Origin of the sequence: Achromobacter xylosoxidans A8, assembly GCF_000165835.1 — a bacterium.
Lineage (GTDB): Bacteria > Pseudomonadota > Gammaproteobacteria > Burkholderiales > Burkholderiaceae_B > Achromobacter > Achromobacter xylosoxidans_B.
Window position 1 is genome coordinate 4,688,769 of sequence record NC_014640.1, and the last position, 15,599, is coordinate 4,704,367.

The following is a 15,599-nucleotide window of genomic DNA, read 5'->3' on the forward strand; positions in this document are numbered from 1 at the left end:
CCCCCGCGTAGCGTAATTAACCGTAATCGCGTCATGTAATCGCAGTATTTAACCGCGGCTCTGGCCGCGATCAAATAAGAAGCATGCGTCATCAAGGCACGTAATCAGCCCAGTAATGTAACTCAGTTATTGGGGAAATCACTGATTTTTAGTGCTTCAAATACCACGCGCGAGGGGATTTCGTACAACAAATCAGGTCTCGGAAAGCTCCCGCAGCTTGCCCAGGAACACATAGCCCATGCCATGGACCGTATGCAACGGCAGCCGGGCGCCAGCCAGCAGGACCTTGCCGCGCAGGCGGCATATGGCCACATTCAGCGTGCGCATCGTGGTGCGCTTGCGGGCGGCCATGAATTCATCGCGCCGCAGTTCCCTGGCGGGATTGCCCGCCAGGCAAAGCAGGCAAGTGCGCTCCAGGGCAGTCAGGCCGATGCGGATGCCCTGGGGCGTAAGCAGGGTCCAGCCCTGGTAGACCAGGGTCCACCAGCCGTCCAAGGCGTAGGGAGTGTCGGCCGCGCGGGCAGGCGCGACTTGGGCAAGGCGAGCGGGGGCATTCACGACGGATCTCCACCAGGACGGCCCGCGCCGCGCGGGATGGCGGCCGGCTCCCGGAACAAGGTTGCAACTTGCCCCGAAAGACTACCGCCGGAACCCGCCTATGTTGGATTTACAGGGCACCTATAGGACCAATCCGATCGGCAACCTGCCCCGCCCTATCCAGAAACACCGGCCGCGCCTTTGCCCCGCGAGTTCAGGTGCGCTTGCCGTTGCGGTGGATATCGTGGGTGACGAAGCAACTGTCCTGGGTCGGGCGGGCCAGGATGCCGGGCTTGGCCAGCGTGGCGCGAATGTCGGACAGGCCGGACTCCCAGTGCTCGCGCATGGCCTCGGTGCCGAACTCGTAGTCCTTGGAGTAACGCTCCCGGTGCTTGGACTCGTAGATGAGGTTGATGATGTTGGTGGCCGGCGTATGGGACAGCTTGCGGATGTCGTCGAACTCAGCCGCCTTGCGCTCGGCTTCCGGCAGCTTCGCCAGCAGACGCTGCAAGCCGTGGCGCAGCTTGAGCACGCGCCGCATCTGGTCCGTGACCAGGCGGGTCCGGCTGGAATACTGGATGTCCTTCTGGCGCTCGGCCACTTCCTCCAGGTTGGTCGGCAGGCCGCCGCGCGCCGGCCACAGATCGACCTGGAACGCCAGCGTGTCGCGCATGTTGTCCGTGGTCAGCACCTGGGCCAGCGGCGTGTTGGACACGATGCCGCCGTCCCAATAGTGTTCGCCGTCGATCTCGACGGAGGGGAAGCCTGGCGGCAAGGCGCCCGAGGCCATGATGTGCTCGGGCCTCAGGGTGTCCTTCAGGCTGTCAAAATAGGCGAAGTTGCCGGTCCGCACGTTGACCACGCCGAAACTGGCGCGCACGGCTCCGCTATTGAGCAGGTCGAAATCCACGAATTCCCGCAAGGTCGCGGCCAGCGGCGTGGTGTCGTAGAAGCTGGTGGACGCCGCGCCCCTGCCGTGCACCAGGTAGGGCGGCGGAAAACGCGGTTTGAAAAAGCCCGGTTGGCCCGAGAACAGGGCCTGGAAGGCCGACACATGCCCGTTCATGACGGGTGAGCCGAAGCCGAACGGCAAACCTTCGAACATGGGCCCGAGCGTCTCGCCCCAGGGCACCGAGGCGAAACCCGCCGGCCGGCAGATGGCTTCCCAGAAACCACGCAAGCGCTCCACCCGCTCGTCCTCGCGGGAACCCGCGATGATGGCCGCATTGATCGACCCGATGGAAATGCCGGAAATCCAGTTGGGCCGGATGCCCGCTTCGTGCAGCCCTTGGTACACCCCGGCCTGGTAGGCCCCCAGCGCTCCCCCGCCCTGCAGCACCAGGGCGACGACTTCATAGGGCGGCGTATCGCCGGTGTCTTGGGTCGGGGCCTTGCGGCGAGTACTCATACGGCTTCCTCTAGGCAGGGCTGGCGGACCGCCCTACTTGCTTTTGTCCGGCACTTGCGGCGTGCCCACGCCCGCGCGGAACGGATACTTGGAGAAAATCTGCGCGACCACCTTGTCCGTGTTCTCGGGCGTAGCGGCCGCGTCGGGCTGGACCTCGCCCACCGCCAGGCCTTCCCAGACCAGCTGCCTGCGGCGCATGTCGACCAAGTCGATATTCAAGGTGCCCTCAGTATATTGGTAGACGTCGTCGCCCCAACCGTAGCCGGGCCAGCCGCCGTAGAAGCCGGCGCGATAGCCGTAGTACGGGCCCATGGGCGGAGCGGCCGGCGTGACCTGCACCTTCTGCTGCAGCTTGGCGCTGAAATTGACCAGCAGGTCGGGATTGGAGGCGCTATAGGTATAGCCGCGCATTTCCATCTGGCCGCGCGTGGCGTTCTTGAGGCGCTCGGTCAGCAAGCTACTGTAGCCCGCTTTGTCCGTGCCCAGCGGCGTCATGTACCCAAATGTCCGATACTGGGCGAAATTCGCCTGGTGATCGTAGTCGCTCTTGACGGTGGGACCCGAGGCGCAAGCCGCCAACAGAGCCGTCATGGAACCCGCAGCCAGCAATTTGAACGCTTTCATGTCGTTTTCTCCGAGAGCCCGATGCTCGAACATAGTGCCGCGAAGCCCACAAAATTTCAACAGAATCTCATTCGCATCGCTCCCGCAGCAAAACGCTGAAGCAACCGCCGTCCATTACACTTTCATCTGTCCCATACCCTGACCACGGCACGACACAAATGTTGGAACTTGACGGCTCGATTTGGTTTCGCTCCGGCGCCCAGACCTGGGGCGGCAAAAACCGCATAGACCTGCTGGCGCAAATCGACGCTACTGGCTCGATCACGGCCGCCGCGCGCGCCGTGGGCATGAGCTACAAGGGGGCCTGGGACGCCATCGACGCCATGAACAACCTGGCGGGCGAGCCTTTGGTGATCCGGGCCGCCGGCGGCAAGGGCGGCGGCGGCACGCGCCTGACGGACCGCGCGCGCGGCCTGATCGGCACCTTCCGCGCCCTGGAGGCCGAACACCGCAAGTTCATGGAAAACCTGACCCGCGCTGGCATGAACGCCAGCGGCGACATCGACCTCATGAGGCGTTTCATGCTAAAGACCAGCGCACGCAACAAACTGCTAGGCACCGTCATCCAGATCCGCGCCGGCGCCGTCAACGACGAAATCGTGCTGCGCATCGCGGGCGGCCTGACCATCACGGCCACCATCACGCGCGAAAGCACGCAGGAACTGGGATTGGCGATGGGCAAGGAGGCGATCGCGCTGGTCAAGGCGTCGTCGGTCATCGTGGGCGCGCCCGGCCCCGGCCTGCGCCTGTCGGCGCGCAATCAGCTACCGGGCAAAATCACCGCCCTGCGCCCGGGCGCCGTCAACAGCGAGATCCTGATCGGACTGGACGGCGGCGTGACGCTGGCGGCCATCGTCACCAATGAAAGCGCACAGGATCTGGCGCTGGACGTAGGCGCCGACGCGGTGGCGATCTTCAAGGCTTCCAGTGTGATACTCGGCGTGCTGGACTGACCTTTCAGACGCCCACGTCCTCATCGTGGCGCCGCACCCTGCCCTCGCGCACTTCGAACACTTCGTCGGCCAGCGCGTCCACGTCGGCCGGGTCGTGCGTGATCAGGAGCATGGGTACGTCCAACTGGCGCTGCAAGGCGTTGAGCTCCGAACGCATCTTGCCGCGCAGCTGCGAGTCCAGCGCTGAAAAGGGCTCGTCGAGCAGCAGGATGTCCGGCCGCAGCATGAGGGCTCGCGCCAAGGCGACCCGTTGCTTCTGCCCGCCCGAGATTTCGCTGGGATAGCTGCCCACAATGGAGCCCAGCTCGAACGCGTCCACCCAGCGCTGCGCCTCGGGCCCGACCTCGCGCCTGGGCGGATTGCGCCAACCGCGCCGCAATCCAAAAGCAATGTTCTGCGCCACGGTCAGATGAGGAAACAGGGCGTAGTCCTGGAACAGATAGGCGACGCGGCGCGACTGCGCGGGCAGGCTGACGCCGGCGTCGGCATCGAACAGCACGCGGCCGTTGATCTCGATGCGGCCCGAATCGGGGCGCAGCAGACCCGCCACCGCGCGCAGCGTCAGGCTCTTGCCCGCCCCCGACGGACCGAACAGCGCGATGCGCTTGGCCGAGGAATCGAACGCCACGTCCAGCCCGAAGCGCCGGTCGCCGGACACCATCTGCTTGCGCACCCGGATGTTGACGCTCATAGCGCGCCCCCGTTGCGCCGGCCGCTGCTGACAGGCACCAGCTTGCCGGCCAGCAGCAAGACCACCACGCAGGTCACCGAAGTGACCAGCACCAGCATGTTGGCGGTGGCATCGTCACCTGCCTGCACCGCCTCGTAGATGGCGACCGACAGGGTTTGTGTGCGCCCCGGCAGGTTGCCGGCGATCATCAGCGTGGCGCCGAATTCGCCCAGCGCCCGCGCGAACGCCAGCAGCACGCCGGCAGCGATGCCGCGCGCGGCCAAAGGCAGCGTAACGCGGAAGAACACCCCCGCCTCGCACACGCCCAGCACGCGCGCCGCGCTTTCGAGCTGGCTATCGACGTTTTCGAAGGCCGCGCGGGCCGATTTGAACACCAGCGGAAACGCCACCACGGAAGCCGCGATCACCGCGCCCTGCCAGGTGAAGACCAGTTCGATGCCCCAGTCCGCCAGCGTCTCGCCGATGATGCCGCGGCGCCCCAGCAACACCAGCAGGTAGTAGCCGAGCACCGTGGGCGGCAGCACCAGCGGCAAGGTCAGCAGCGCGTCCAGAAGATCGCGGCCCGGCCAGCGCCAGCGCGACAGGCCATAGGCCGCGGCCGTGCCGGCCACGGTCGCCAACAACGTTGCCCAGCCTGCCACTTTCAGGGAAAGCAGCAGGGGCACCCAAACCGGATCACTCATCAATGCCTACGATTCAACAGGTATCAGGGCTTCTGGAAGCCGTAGCGCGACAGTATCGCCTGACCCGCTGGAGACAGCACATAGGCGACGAAACTTTCGGCTTCTTTGGCGGCGGCTTCGCGGGTGGTGACGGCGATGGGATAGGTCACCGGCGTCTGCGACGGCACGCGTACCGCGACCTTGACCTTGTCCGCCATGATGGCCGCGTCGGTCGCGAACACGAAGCCCGCGTCGACCTCGCCGCGCGCCACGTAGTCCAGGCTCTGGCGCACGTTCTGGGCCAGCACGCTCTTGGCCTGCACTTCCTTCCACAGGCCGGCCGCTTCCAGCGCGCCCTGGGTATAGCGGCCCACCGGCACCGATGCCGGGTTGCCATAGGCGATGCGCTTGACGTCGTCGCGGGTCAGGTCCTTGAGCGCGGTGATGTTGGCCTTGCTGTCGGCGGGCACGATCAGCACCACCTGGTTGGCGGCGAAGTCCACGCGGGAGGCCGGCTTGACGGCTTTTTCCTCGACCGCCTTGTCCATGGCCTTCTGGTCGGCCGAGGCGAACACGTCGGCCGGCGCGCCCTTGACGATCTGCTGCAGCAGCACGTCGGAAGCGCCGAAGTTCAGGATGACCTTGGTGCCGGCGTGCTCTTTTTCGTAGCCTTGCGCGACTTCCTTGAAGGCATTGGTCAGGCTGGCGGCGGCCGACACCACCAGGTCGCCGGCGTTGGCATTGGCGCCCCATGCGGCGGCCAGCGCCAAGGACAGCGCCACGATCGGACGTTTGCAGAACATGTTCTTCTCCCAGAGGAAATCGCTAAGTCGGTAACGAAATATATATAGGTATATAACGCCCGTCAATTTGGCTTCCCGGGGGACCGTTGAGCAATATCAAGGAGTGGTGGCCATGGCTTCCGGCCCAGGACCCGGCGCAGGCTTCAGCCGCGCGCCACCGTGGTCGCGTGCACCGACTCGGGCGCCAGCAGCGTCCGCAGGTGCTCCAGCGCCAGCTCGGGCCGCGCCGCGCCGCACATGAAGACGTCCAGCGCGGCGAACTGGTGCTCGGGCCAGGTGTGGATGCTGATGTGGGATTCGCTCAGCAGGACCACGCCGGTCACGCCAGCGCCGTCGCCGAAATGATGAAAATGCGCGCTGAGCACGCGCGCGCCCGCCGCCTGCGCCGCGGCGACCAGATCGCGTTCCAGCGCCTGCGCGTCGGTCAGGCGATCCGCCGGCACGCCGCGGAAATCCGCCAGCACGTGGCGGCCAGGGGTAGCATGCGGGGTCACTTGTGGGATCCGCCCGAGGACCAGCCCGAGCCGCCGGACGAACTGCTGCCCCAGCTGCTGCCGGAGCCGCCGCCAGACATGCGCGCGCCCGGCGAGCTGACCCCGGTGGCGAAGATCACCACCACAATGGCGTAGACGGTATATAGCAGCTTGCCCATCTTGTCATTCGTCCTTGCCGGATAGTTTGTCCGCCAGCGCCGCCGGAATCCAGAGGAACGCCGCGCCGATCAGAAGAGGAACGATGCCCCCGCTGAAGATATTGTCGAAGTTCAGGAAGGCCAGCGCGATCAGGGCCGTCCAGGCAAACTTGCGATACCCCCCGGGTTTGCCGCTAAGCGGCATGGCCTTCTGCTTGGCCAGTTCAGGGTCCCCGAACCATTCGGCCAATTGCGCCGGCGCCACCGGCCCCGAGGCCGACCAGCCCAGTTCGGACTCGCTCAGCTCGCGGGTCAGTTTGAGGTTGCCAGCCTTGTAATCCGTGATCTTGGTGCTGTCGCCGACCTTGACGCGCCAGTTGAACGCGCCCAGCGCCAGCTCCACGCGCGAGGTGTAGTCGTACAGTTTCTGATAAAGCTTGGAGTTCCAGCGCACGCTGCTGGCGTTGTTGTGGCTGGGCCAGGTGTCGCACACCCGCACGCGCTCCCACCCTTCGTCGGTTTCCACCAGCCAGATGAATCCCTTCACCGGATTGAACAGCAGGTACTCGATCCAGTCGGACGGTTCCTCGGGATCCGGATCGGCGCACTTCATCAGGCCGATGAGCGTATAGGAAGCGCCGTCGATCTTGGCCACCGCGCCCAGCGCCAGCGTGGTCTTGACGGCCTTGACCTTGCGGGCCTTCTCGATGACTTCGGCGGTGGGACCCGAGCAGTCGACCGCGGCCGCGCACGAGGGGCAGACCACCTGGGTGGCCATGGCGGCCACGAAACTTATCGGCCCGCCGCAGTTCGGGCAGTCCAGCGCCTTGATCTGGCCACGGAAACGGCCGGCCGTCTCCTCGACCTGCTCGTTGGTCCGCAACGATGCCGCCTGCATGGCGGACAGGTCGAACGCCTTGCCGATGTACAGCTCGGGCTCGGGTCCGTCGGAAAAGTCCAGTGTGAGGAACGCGTCCAGGCAGCGGTAATCCGCCACCTTGGCCAGCCAGCCCTCGCCCGGCACGAACGGCAGCTCGCCTTGCGTGCCGCCCGCCTGGCAGGCGCGCACGTCGGCGGCGGTGTAGCGCTGCCCGTCCAGCTTCAATTCGTCGCCGGGCGCGATGTCGTCGAACGCCGGCATGCCTTGCGTGGACTTGACCTTGCGCCGCCGGGTCACGGCGTACTGGCCCGAGGCGTCCGACAGCCAGCCGTCGGAGCCGTCTTCGAACCAGAGGTACCACTCGTTCCAGAAGCCGTCTTCGTAGCGCAGCTGGATGCGGCCGATCAGATCGAAGCGCTTGCCTTCATGGGTGCCGGCCGCGCCCAGGCACAAGGGCGAGTAGTCCTCCAGGACTTCGGCGGCCTCGCCGATGCGCTTGACCGACTCGGCGTCCTTCAGCAAAGTGCTGCGGCAGGCGCCGCAGACCGCCATGACGGATGCCGCGGACGTGAATTTGACTGGGGCGCCGCACTGCGGACACAGAACCTGCTGCATGGAGCCTTAGCTGGTGAGTTTCTTCAGCACTTCGGCCTTGGCCGAATCGTAGTCCGCGGCCGTGATCAGGCCTTTGTCCAGCAGGTCCTTGAGCTGCTGCAGCCGCTGCGCCGGATCGCCGCCCGCTGCGGCAGGCGCCTGCTGGGCTGGCGGCTGCGCCGCCTGCTGCGGCTGCCCCTGGGCGCCGGCCAGGCCCGCGGCCATGGTTTGGCCCAGCGCCGCGCCGGCCGCCAGGCCCGCGCCGATGCCGGCGATGCCACCCTCGTTCTGCGCCGCCATCGGGATGGCCGTGGCGGTCTGATACTGGGTGAACTTGCCCAGGTCGCCGGCCATGCCCATGGAAATCCGGGTGTCCAGCGCTTTTTGCAGTTCTTCCGGCAGCGAAACGTTCTCGACCGTGAAGTTGTCCAGCTTGACGCCGTAGCGGTCAAACACCGGTCCCAGTTGCTCGGCGATGCTCTGCGACATCAACCCCTGGTTGCCGGCCATGTCCAGGAACGGCACTTTGGAGCCGCCCAGCGCCGTCGTCATCGCCGCGACCACCATGTTGCGCAACTGCGCCTCCAGGTCGTCCACGGTGTATTCGTCGCGCGTGCCGCTGATCTCGCGGTAGAACTTGGCGGGATCGGAGATCTGGTAGGAATACACGCCGAAGGCGCGCAGGCGCACCATGCCGAACTCGCTGTCGCGCAGGGTCACCGGCTGGGCCGTGCCCCAGCGCCGGCCCAGTTGCAGGCGGGTGCTGAAGAAGATCACGTCCGACTTGAAGGGCGACTCGAACAGCTTGTCCCAGTTCTTCAGGTAGGTCAGGATCGGCAGCGTCTGCGTGGTCAGCTTGTACATGCCGGGGCCGAACACGTCGGCCACCTTACCCTCATTGACGAACACCGCCATCTGCGACTCGCGCACGGTCAGGCTGGCGCCATACTGGATTTCGAAGTCCTGCATCGGATGGCGCCAGGCGAGCACGCCGTCGCGGTCCTCGTTCCATTGCAGGATGTCGATGAACTGCTTGCGGATGAATGAACCGAGACTCATGAGTAGTCCTCCTGTCAGATCGGGTTCGGCGCCTGTCCGTATCAGGTCAGGCTGGCGGCGTTGACGATGCCGGCGGCGATCGAAATCGACCCGATCAGCCCGCCCATGGCGATGTTGTTTTCTTCGATGGCCTCGTTCATGCCGCGCACGGCCTGGGACACGCCCACGTACACGACGATCTGCACCAACATGGCCACAAGCCCCCAGAGCAGGAACATGGCATAGCTGGCGTGGATCGCGATGCTGGAGCACAAGGTAAAGCTGAAGCCCACCAGCGCGCCGCCATATGACAGCACCGCGGCGATATTGCCTTCTCGGATCAGCTCGAATTCCTTGTAGCGCGTGACGGCCGTGTAGACCAGGGTGAAGACACCCAGCATGGCAAGCGCGGACGCCATATAGATCAGATAGGTCACCACCGGATGCATTGCTTCTCCCATTGCCACCCTCCTAATTGCGCGCAGTATATACGGCGCGTTCGATATACTGCGAACGCATTTTTCGTGTCGGACACCTCATGCGCGACCGCGTTCTCATTCTTTCGGTATTGATCGTCGCCTCCTGCGGTTTGGGCTATGAGCTCATCAGCAGCGCGCTGGCCAGCTATTTGCTGGGGGATTCGATACTGCAGTTCTCTTCCGTCATCGGCTGCTATCTGTTCGCCATGGGCATAGGCTCGTGGTTGTCAAAATATGTAAGAGACGAAGACGTTTTGAATCGCTTCATCGATGTGGAGCTGCTGGTCGCCCTGTTGGGCGGCGTCTCCGCCGCGGTGCTGTTCCTGGTCTTCGCCTGGATGGCCGCGCCCTTCCGCGCGGCCCTGTATGTAGGCGTGTTCCTCATCGGCCTGATGGTCGGCATGGAGATCCCGCTGGTGATGCGGGTGTTCAACCAGCGCAAGACCGAGTTCCGCGAAATCGTCAGCCGCGTGCTGACCTTCGACTACCTGGGCGCACTGGCCGTGTCGCTGGTGTTCCCGCTGCTGCTCGCCCCCAAGCTCGGCCTGCTGCGCACCAGCTTCCTCTTCGGCATCATGAACGCCAGCGTGGCGCTGTGGACCACCTGGCTGTTCCGCGCGGAGCTCCACCGGCCCGGCGAGAAAGCCATCCGCGCCAGCGTAGTGATCGGCTTCCTGGGGCTGGGCTTCATCTACTCCGGCAACATGACGGCCTGGGCCGAGAAGGGCCTGTACGGGGACGACGTGGTGCATGCGGAAACCACCCAATACCAGCGCCTGGTGGTCACGCGCTGGCATGACGACCTGCGCCTCTACATCAACGGCAACCTGCAGTTCTCGTCGCGCGACGAACACCGCTATCACGAAGCGCTGGTGCACCCCGGGCTGCAAGCCCTGCCCTGGGCGCGCAACGTGCTGGTGCTGGGCGGCGGCGACGGCCTGGCCGTGCGCGAAATCCTCAAATACAAGAATATCGAACGCGTGACGCTGGTGGATCTGGATCCGGCCATGACCGGCCTGTTCTCGCGTTCCGAGCCGCTGGTCAAGCTGAACCAGGGGTCGTTGAAGGATCCGCGAGTCACGGTCATCAACGACGATGCCGGCCGCTGGCTGGAAACCCATGCCGAGGTCTATGACTACATCGTGGTGGATTTTCCCGATCCGTCCAATTTCGGCCTGGGCCGCCTGTACTCGGTGCCGGTCTATCACCTGATGGCGCGCCACCTGGCCGAGAACGGCTATATGGTGGTGCAGTCCACCTCACCCTATTTCGCGCCACGCTCGTTCTGGAGCGTCGATGCCACCCTGAAGGAAGCCGGGCTGAACACCTGGCCGTACCACACCTATGTGCCGTCCTTCGGCGACTGGGGTTTCATCCTTGCCAGCAAGCGCCGCGACTACGAGCCGCCCGCCAGCATTACCGTGCCGACACGCTATCTGGATCCGGTCACGACGCGCGAACTATTCCACTTCCCCGCCGACATGCCCGCGCTGGCGATGCCGCCGAACCGCTTGAACGAGCAGTCGCTCGTGCGCTACTTCGACGAAGACTGGCGCAAGGTCATCCGCTGATGCGGCGGCGCAGCTTCCTGCTGGGCGCGGCCACGGCAGCGATTGCCGGCACCGCCGGGTATTACCGTTCGCGCATCGTCGAGACCACGCCGGAAATCCATTACCCAGGCATGCAGGCGGGCCACGCCCTGCGCGACGGCGCAGCCTGGCCACAGCCCTCGGCCAACCACCAGCGCGACGTCGTGATACTGGGCTCGGGCGTGGCGGGCCTGTCCTGCGCCTGGAAGCTGGCGCGCGAAGGGCATACCGATTTCCTGGTGGTGCAGGGTCCCGAATTCGAAGGCAATGCCGCCGCCGGCCTGCGCGACGGCCTGGACTACCCCTTGGGCGCCCACTACCTGCCGCTGCCCTCGCTGGCCTCCACCCATGTGCGCGAGATGCTGGCCGACTTCGGCATCATCGAGCGCGGCGCAAGCGAGGCCCGCCCCTACTACGACGAAACCGCTTTGGTGCACTCGCCCCAGGAACGCCTGCTGCGCGACGGCCGCTGGGAAGAAAGCCTGCTGCCCATGAGCGGGTTACCGGAAGCAGACCTGGCGCAGCATCGCAAATTTCTTGCCCTGATCGAACGCCTGCACACGCAGACCGGCAACGACGGCCGCAAGGTCTTCAGCATCCCGCTCACGCTTTCGTCGCGGGACCCGGCCTGGCGCGCGCTGGACGCCATCACGTTCAAGCAATGGCTGGAACGCGAAGGCTATACCTCGCCCGCGCTGCACTGGTACCTGAACTACTGCTGCCGCGACGACTACGGCGCGCAGTACGACGTGGTTTCGGCCTGGGCCGGCCTGCACTATTTCGCCAGCCGCGACGGCCATGCCGAAAACGCGGGCGAAGGCGCCGTGCTGACCTGGCCCGGCGGCCTGTCGACGTTGATGCAGCGCATGCGCGACGCCATCACGGACAAGCTCGGCCATGCCGGCTGGCTGGTTGCCGGCACCGCGGTCCGGATGCAGGAAACGGCCGCCGGACCGCAGGTCACTTGCCTGAGTTCGACTGCCGCATACACGGTGCAGGCCCGCCGCGCCGTGTGCGCAATGCCGTTGTTCGTGGCCCAGCGCATCCTGCCCGACATCCGCGCCTACGGCTACGATCCGGCCGTGCACGCGCCGCCGCATGCGCCCTGGATGGTGTCGAACTTCGTCATGGAAAGCTATCCCGCCGAAGTCCCTGGCGAACCGTTGTCCTGGGATAACGTCGTCTATCAGGGCAAGGCGCTGGGCTACGTCGTCTCCACGCACCAGCTGCTGCGCGTGGCCCGTACACCGCGCTGCGTCTTCACCGCCTACCACGCGCTCAGCGAAATGAAGCCCGAGGCCGCGCGCCAGTGGCTGACGCGCGCCAGTCCGGAGGAACTGCGGGCCGAGGCCGCGTCGGATCTGGTCGCGGCCTACGGCCAGGAATTCTGGCGCCACGCGCACCAACTGGAAATCACGGTGCGCGGCCATGCCATGGCCTCGCCGCTATGCGGCTACCTGTCCAATCGGGGATTGGCCGCGCTGCGCGACGTGGACGGTCCGATCCTGTTCGCGCACTCGGACCTATCGGGCTATTCCGTGTTCGAGGAAGCCTCGTGGTGGGGCGTGGCTGCCGCTGGGCGGATCATGGGCCAAAAGCCGCCGCAGGCCTGAAGTTCGCGCGCCGCGTTTTCGCCGGCCGCCTGCAATACAATTCCGCGAGCTTGCCGGGCATCACGGCACCTCCTGACCGGACTCAGATAAAAAGACATGGGAAAGCACGTCGTTGTCCTAGGCGCGGGTATCGTGGGCGTCTGCTGCGCGCTGGAACTGCAGCGCCGCGGCCTGTCCGTCACGCTGGTGGACCGGCAGGAGCCGGGGCTGGAAACCTCGCTGGGCAACGCCGGCGTGATCGCCCGCAGTTCGCTGATGCCGTTCAACCATCCGGGCCTGTGGGCCCAGTTGCCCCGGCTGCTGAAGAACGACACCGTGCAGTTCCGCTACAAGCTGGGCTATCTGGCGCAGAACCTGGGCTGGGCCGCCCGCTTCCTGCTCAACGCCCGACCGGCGGTGTTCAGGCAGACCGTGGAGGCGTTGGACGGTCTGATCCGGCTTTCGGCGCCGGAGCATCTGCGGCTGTTGAACGAATCGGGCGCGGCGCACCGGCTGCGCGATACCGGCTGGATTTTCCTGTACCGGTCTGAACAGGGCTGGAACAGCGGCGAACTGTCGCGCAAGACCTTTGCCCAGTACCAGGTGCCGACCCAGATCCTTGCACCCGGCGAGCTGGCGGAAATCGAACCCGCGCTCGCACCGATCTTCCAGCGCGCGCTATGGATCCAGGGCTCGTATTCCGTCGATGATCCGCACGAGGTGGTGGCGGCCTACGCCGCCCTGTTCCGCCGAGCCGGCGGCACGTTCAGATGCCTGACCGCCAGCGCCATCCGCCGCGAGGGCCAGGGCTGGATCGTGCAAGACGCCCAAGGGTCCGAATCAGTGGCAGCGGATCGATTGGTGGTGGCGCTCGGCCCCTGGTCGAAGCGCCTGCTGAAGACAACGGGCATAGACCTGCCCATGGCGTTCGAGCGCGGCTACCACATGCATTACAGCGGCGTGGACGGCGCCAGCCTGACGCGTCCGGTCTACGACACCGGCGGCGGCTATGTGCTGTCGCCCATGGCGCGCGGGCTGCGCCTGACCACGGGCGTGGAACTGGACGCCTGCGAGGCGCCTGCTCGGCCGCTGCAGCTGGAACTGGCTGAAGCGCGGGCTCGGGAAGCATTTCCGCTGGAGCGGCGACTGGATCCCGAAGCGTGGCTGGGGCGGCGTCCAACGCTGCCCGACAGCCGGCCGATGATAGGCGAGGCGCCGCGCCACCCCGGCCTGTGGCTGGCGCTGGGGCATCAGCACATCGGTTTCAGCACCGCGCCCGGCACCGCGAGGATATTGGGAGAACTCATGTGCGACGGCGTTGCGGCTGCCGGCCACGAGGCGTTCCGGCCGGGCCGGTTCATCTAGGCCGGCAGGCCGCCCTGCACAGCCTGCGGGAACCGGCTGCGACTCACGCAGCCGGCAACTGGCGCTCAGCCCAGCAGCAAGGCGTCGTCGGAAATCTTCTCGCCGCGCACGCGCTCGAACATGGCCAGCAGGTCCGGCACATCCATGCCGCGGCGCTCGTCGCCCGATACGTCCAGCACCACCTGCCCCTGATGCAGCATGACGGTGCGGTCGCCCACGTCCAGCGCCTGGCGCATGCTGTGCGTCACCATCATCGTGGTGAGCTGGCTTTCGGCGACGATGCGCGCCGTCAGCTGCAGCACGAAGTCCGCCGTGCGCGGATCCAGCGCCGCGGTGTGCTCGTCCAGGAGCAGGATGCGCGAGGGCTGCAAGGCCGCCATCAGCAGGCTGACCGCCTGGCGCTGGCCGCCCGACAGCAGGCCGATGCGGTCGGTCAGGCGGTTTTCCAGGCCCAGGCCCAGCGTGGCCAGGCGCTCGCGGAAGCCCTCCTTCATGGAGGCCTTGACCGCGCGACTGTAGCCGCGGCGCGCGCCGCGCATCTGCGCCAGCGCCATGTTCTCTTCGATGGTCAGGTCTTCGCAGGTGCCCGCCATGGGGTCCTGAAACACGCGGGCCACGCGGCCCGCGCGCGCCCACACCGGCTGGCGCGTGACGTCGACGCCGTTGATGTCGATGCGGCCGGAGTCGACCGGCAGGTCGCCCGACACCGCGTTCAGGAAGGTGGACTTGCCGGCGCCATTGGAGCCGATGACGGTCACGAACTGGCCCGAGGGGATCTCCAGCGACAGGCCGCGTAAGGCGCGGGTCTCGATGGGCGTGCCAGCGTTGAACGTAATTTTCAGGTCTTTTGCGGACAACATATCAGCGCACCTTTTTGCCGACCAGGCGGCGCTTGAGCATGGGAATGACCAGGGCGAACGTGACCAGCACCGCGGTGACGAGGTTCAGGTCTTGCGCCTTCAGGCCGATGAAATCGCTGTTCAGCGCCAGGGCGATGAAGAAGCGGTAGACGATGGCGCCGATGATGACGGCCAGCGTCGCCAGCACCAGCTTGCGCGACGGCAAGATGCTTTCGCCCACGATCACGGCGGCCAGGCCGATCACGATGGTGCCGATGCCCATGGAAATGTCCGAGCCGCCCTGGGTCTGGGCAAACAGCGCGCCCGCCAGCGCCACCAGCGCATTGGACAACGCCATGCCGCCCAGGATCATGCGGCCGGTATTGACGCCCTGGGCACGGGCCATGCGGCCATTGGAGCCGGTGGCGCGTACCGCCAGGCCGGTCTGCGTGGCGAAGAACCAGTCCAGCGCCAGCTTGGCCAGGATCACGATCACGATCAGGATCAGCGGCCGGGCGACATAGTCCGACAGCCATTCGGGCTGCAGGACGGTGAATACGGTGGATTCGGTGATCAGCGGGACGTTGGGCTTGCCCATGATGCGCAGGTTGACCGAGTACAGCGCGATCATCATCAGGATGCTGGCCAGCAGGTCCATGATCTTCAGCTTGACGTTCAGCCAGCCGGTGACCAGTCCGGCCGCGGCGCCGGCGACCGTGGCGATGACGGTGGCCAGGAACGGGTCGGTGCCCGAAGCGATCAGCGTGGCACAGACCGCGCCGCCCAACGGAAAGCTGCCGTCAACGGTCAGGTCCGGGAAGCGCAGCAGACGGAACGAGATATACACGCCCAGAGCCACCAGGCTGAAGATCAGGCCGATCTCCAACGCGCCTAACAACGAGAACAATGACATG

The 15,599-nt window shown here is 65.9% G+C and carries 17 protein-coding genes; 4 read left to right on the plus strand and 13 right to left on the minus strand.

Annotated features, from left to right (window positions below):
• Window positions 1–192: 192 nt before the first annotated feature.
• The 3 genes from AXYL_RS21715 to AXYL_RS21725 form a co-directional block, all read right to left on the minus strand.
• A complete protein-coding gene (locus AXYL_RS21715; RefSeq protein ID WP_013395011.1) occupies window positions 193–558 on the minus strand; it encodes a helix-turn-helix domain-containing protein in 366 nt (121 codons plus the stop codon).
• Window positions 559–751: 193 nt separating this feature from the next.
• Window positions 752–1,945 (minus strand): DUF3734 domain-containing protein, encoded by a 1,194-nt coding sequence (locus AXYL_RS21720; RefSeq protein ID WP_013395012.1) that lies wholly within the window; start codon window positions 1,943–1,945, stop codon window positions 752–754.
• A 33-nt stretch (window positions 1,946–1,978) separates the two neighbouring features.
• Window positions 1,979–2,569: a DUF4136 domain-containing protein gene (locus AXYL_RS21725; protein WP_013395013.1), complete on the minus strand. Its 591-nt coding sequence runs from the start codon at window positions 2,567–2,569 to the stop codon at window positions 1,979–1,981.
• Window positions 2,570–2,727: 158 nt separating this feature from the next.
• On the opposite strand from AXYL_RS21725, the gene AXYL_RS21730 reads away from it, so the two are divergent.
• Window positions 2,728–3,522 (plus strand): TOBE domain-containing protein, encoded by a 795-nt coding sequence (locus tag AXYL_RS21730; RefSeq protein ID WP_013395014.1) that lies wholly within the window; start codon window positions 2,728–2,730, stop codon window positions 3,520–3,522.
• A gap of 4 nt (window positions 3,523–3,526) precedes the next feature.
• On the opposite strand, the gene AXYL_RS21735 is transcribed toward AXYL_RS21730, so the two are convergent.
• The 8 genes from AXYL_RS21735 to AXYL_RS21765 form a co-directional block, all read right to left on the minus strand.
• Window positions 3,527–4,213, minus strand: coding sequence for a sulfate/molybdate ABC transporter ATP-binding protein (locus AXYL_RS21735; protein ID WP_013395015.1), 687 nt, complete (start codon window positions 4,211–4,213; stop codon window positions 3,527–3,529).
• Entirely contained in the window at window positions 4,210–4,896 is a 687-nt protein-coding gene (modB, locus tag AXYL_RS21740) for a molybdate ABC transporter permease subunit (protein ID WP_013395016.1), read from the minus strand. The genes AXYL_RS21735 and modB overlap by 4 nt, the downstream gene beginning before the upstream one ends.
• Before the next feature lie 23 nt (window positions 4,897–4,919).
• Window positions 4,920–5,678: a molybdate ABC transporter substrate-binding protein gene (gene modA, locus AXYL_RS21745; RefSeq protein WP_013395017.1), complete on the minus strand. Its 759-nt coding sequence runs from the start codon at window positions 5,676–5,678 to the stop codon at window positions 4,920–4,922.
• A gap of 143 nt (window positions 5,679–5,821) precedes the next feature.
• On the minus strand, window positions 5,822–6,172 hold the full coding sequence (gene speD, locus AXYL_RS21750) for an adenosylmethionine decarboxylase (RefSeq protein ID WP_041654064.1): 351 nt from the start codon (window positions 6,170–6,172) through the stop codon (window positions 5,822–5,824).
• Window positions 6,169–6,330, minus strand: a complete 162-nt coding sequence (locus AXYL_RS35195; RefSeq protein WP_013395019.1) for a hypothetical protein — start codon at window positions 6,328–6,330, stop codon at window positions 6,169–6,171. The genes speD and AXYL_RS35195 overlap by 4 nt, the downstream gene beginning before the upstream one ends.
• 4 nt (window positions 6,331–6,334) lie before the next feature.
• Window positions 6,335–7,804: a DUF4178 domain-containing protein gene (locus tag AXYL_RS21755; RefSeq protein WP_013395020.1), complete on the minus strand. Its 1,470-nt coding sequence runs from the start codon at window positions 7,802–7,804 to the stop codon at window positions 6,335–6,337.
• 6 nt (window positions 7,805–7,810) lie between these two features.
• Window positions 7,811–8,842, minus strand: coding sequence for an SPFH domain-containing protein (locus tag AXYL_RS21760; RefSeq protein ID WP_013395021.1), 1,032 nt, complete (start codon window positions 8,840–8,842; stop codon window positions 7,811–7,813).
• 41 nt (window positions 8,843–8,883) lie between these two features.
• Entirely contained in the window at window positions 8,884–9,270 is a 387-nt protein-coding gene (locus AXYL_RS21765; protein WP_041654065.1) for a DUF350 domain-containing protein, read from the minus strand.
• Window positions 9,271–9,359: 89 nt separating this feature from the next.
• On the opposite strand from AXYL_RS21765, the gene AXYL_RS21770 reads away from it, so the two are divergent.
• From AXYL_RS21770 to AXYL_RS21780, 3 genes are all read left to right on the plus strand, one after another.
• Window positions 9,360–10,871, plus strand: a complete 1,512-nt coding sequence (locus AXYL_RS21770; protein ID WP_013395023.1) for a polyamine aminopropyltransferase — start codon at window positions 9,360–9,362, stop codon at window positions 10,869–10,871.
• A complete protein-coding gene (locus AXYL_RS21775; protein ID WP_013395024.1) occupies window positions 10,871–12,502 on the plus strand; it encodes an NAD(P)/FAD-dependent oxidoreductase in 1,632 nt (543 codons plus the stop codon). The genes AXYL_RS21770 and AXYL_RS21775 overlap by 1 nt, the downstream gene beginning before the upstream one ends.
• 96 nt (window positions 12,503–12,598) lie before the next feature.
• The gene (locus AXYL_RS21780) at window positions 12,599–13,846 is read left to right on the plus strand and encodes an NAD(P)/FAD-dependent oxidoreductase (RefSeq protein ID WP_013395025.1); all 1,248 of its coding nucleotides are present in this window, start codon (window positions 12,599–12,601) and stop codon (window positions 13,844–13,846) included.
• 65 nt (window positions 13,847–13,911) lie between these two features.
• Here the strand turns inward: AXYL_RS21780 and AXYL_RS21785 are convergent, their stop codons facing one another.
• Entirely contained in the window at window positions 13,912–14,706 is a 795-nt protein-coding gene (locus AXYL_RS21785; RefSeq protein WP_013395026.1) for an ABC transporter ATP-binding protein, read from the minus strand.
• 1 nt (window position 14,707) lies between these two features.
• Window positions 14,708–15,598 carry an ABC transporter permease gene (locus tag AXYL_RS21790; protein ID WP_013395027.1) on the minus strand — a complete coding sequence of 297 codons (891 nt, stop codon included), beginning with the start codon at window positions 15,596–15,598 and terminating at the stop codon, window positions 14,708–14,710.
• Between the last annotated feature and the right edge of the window lies 1 nt (window position 15,599).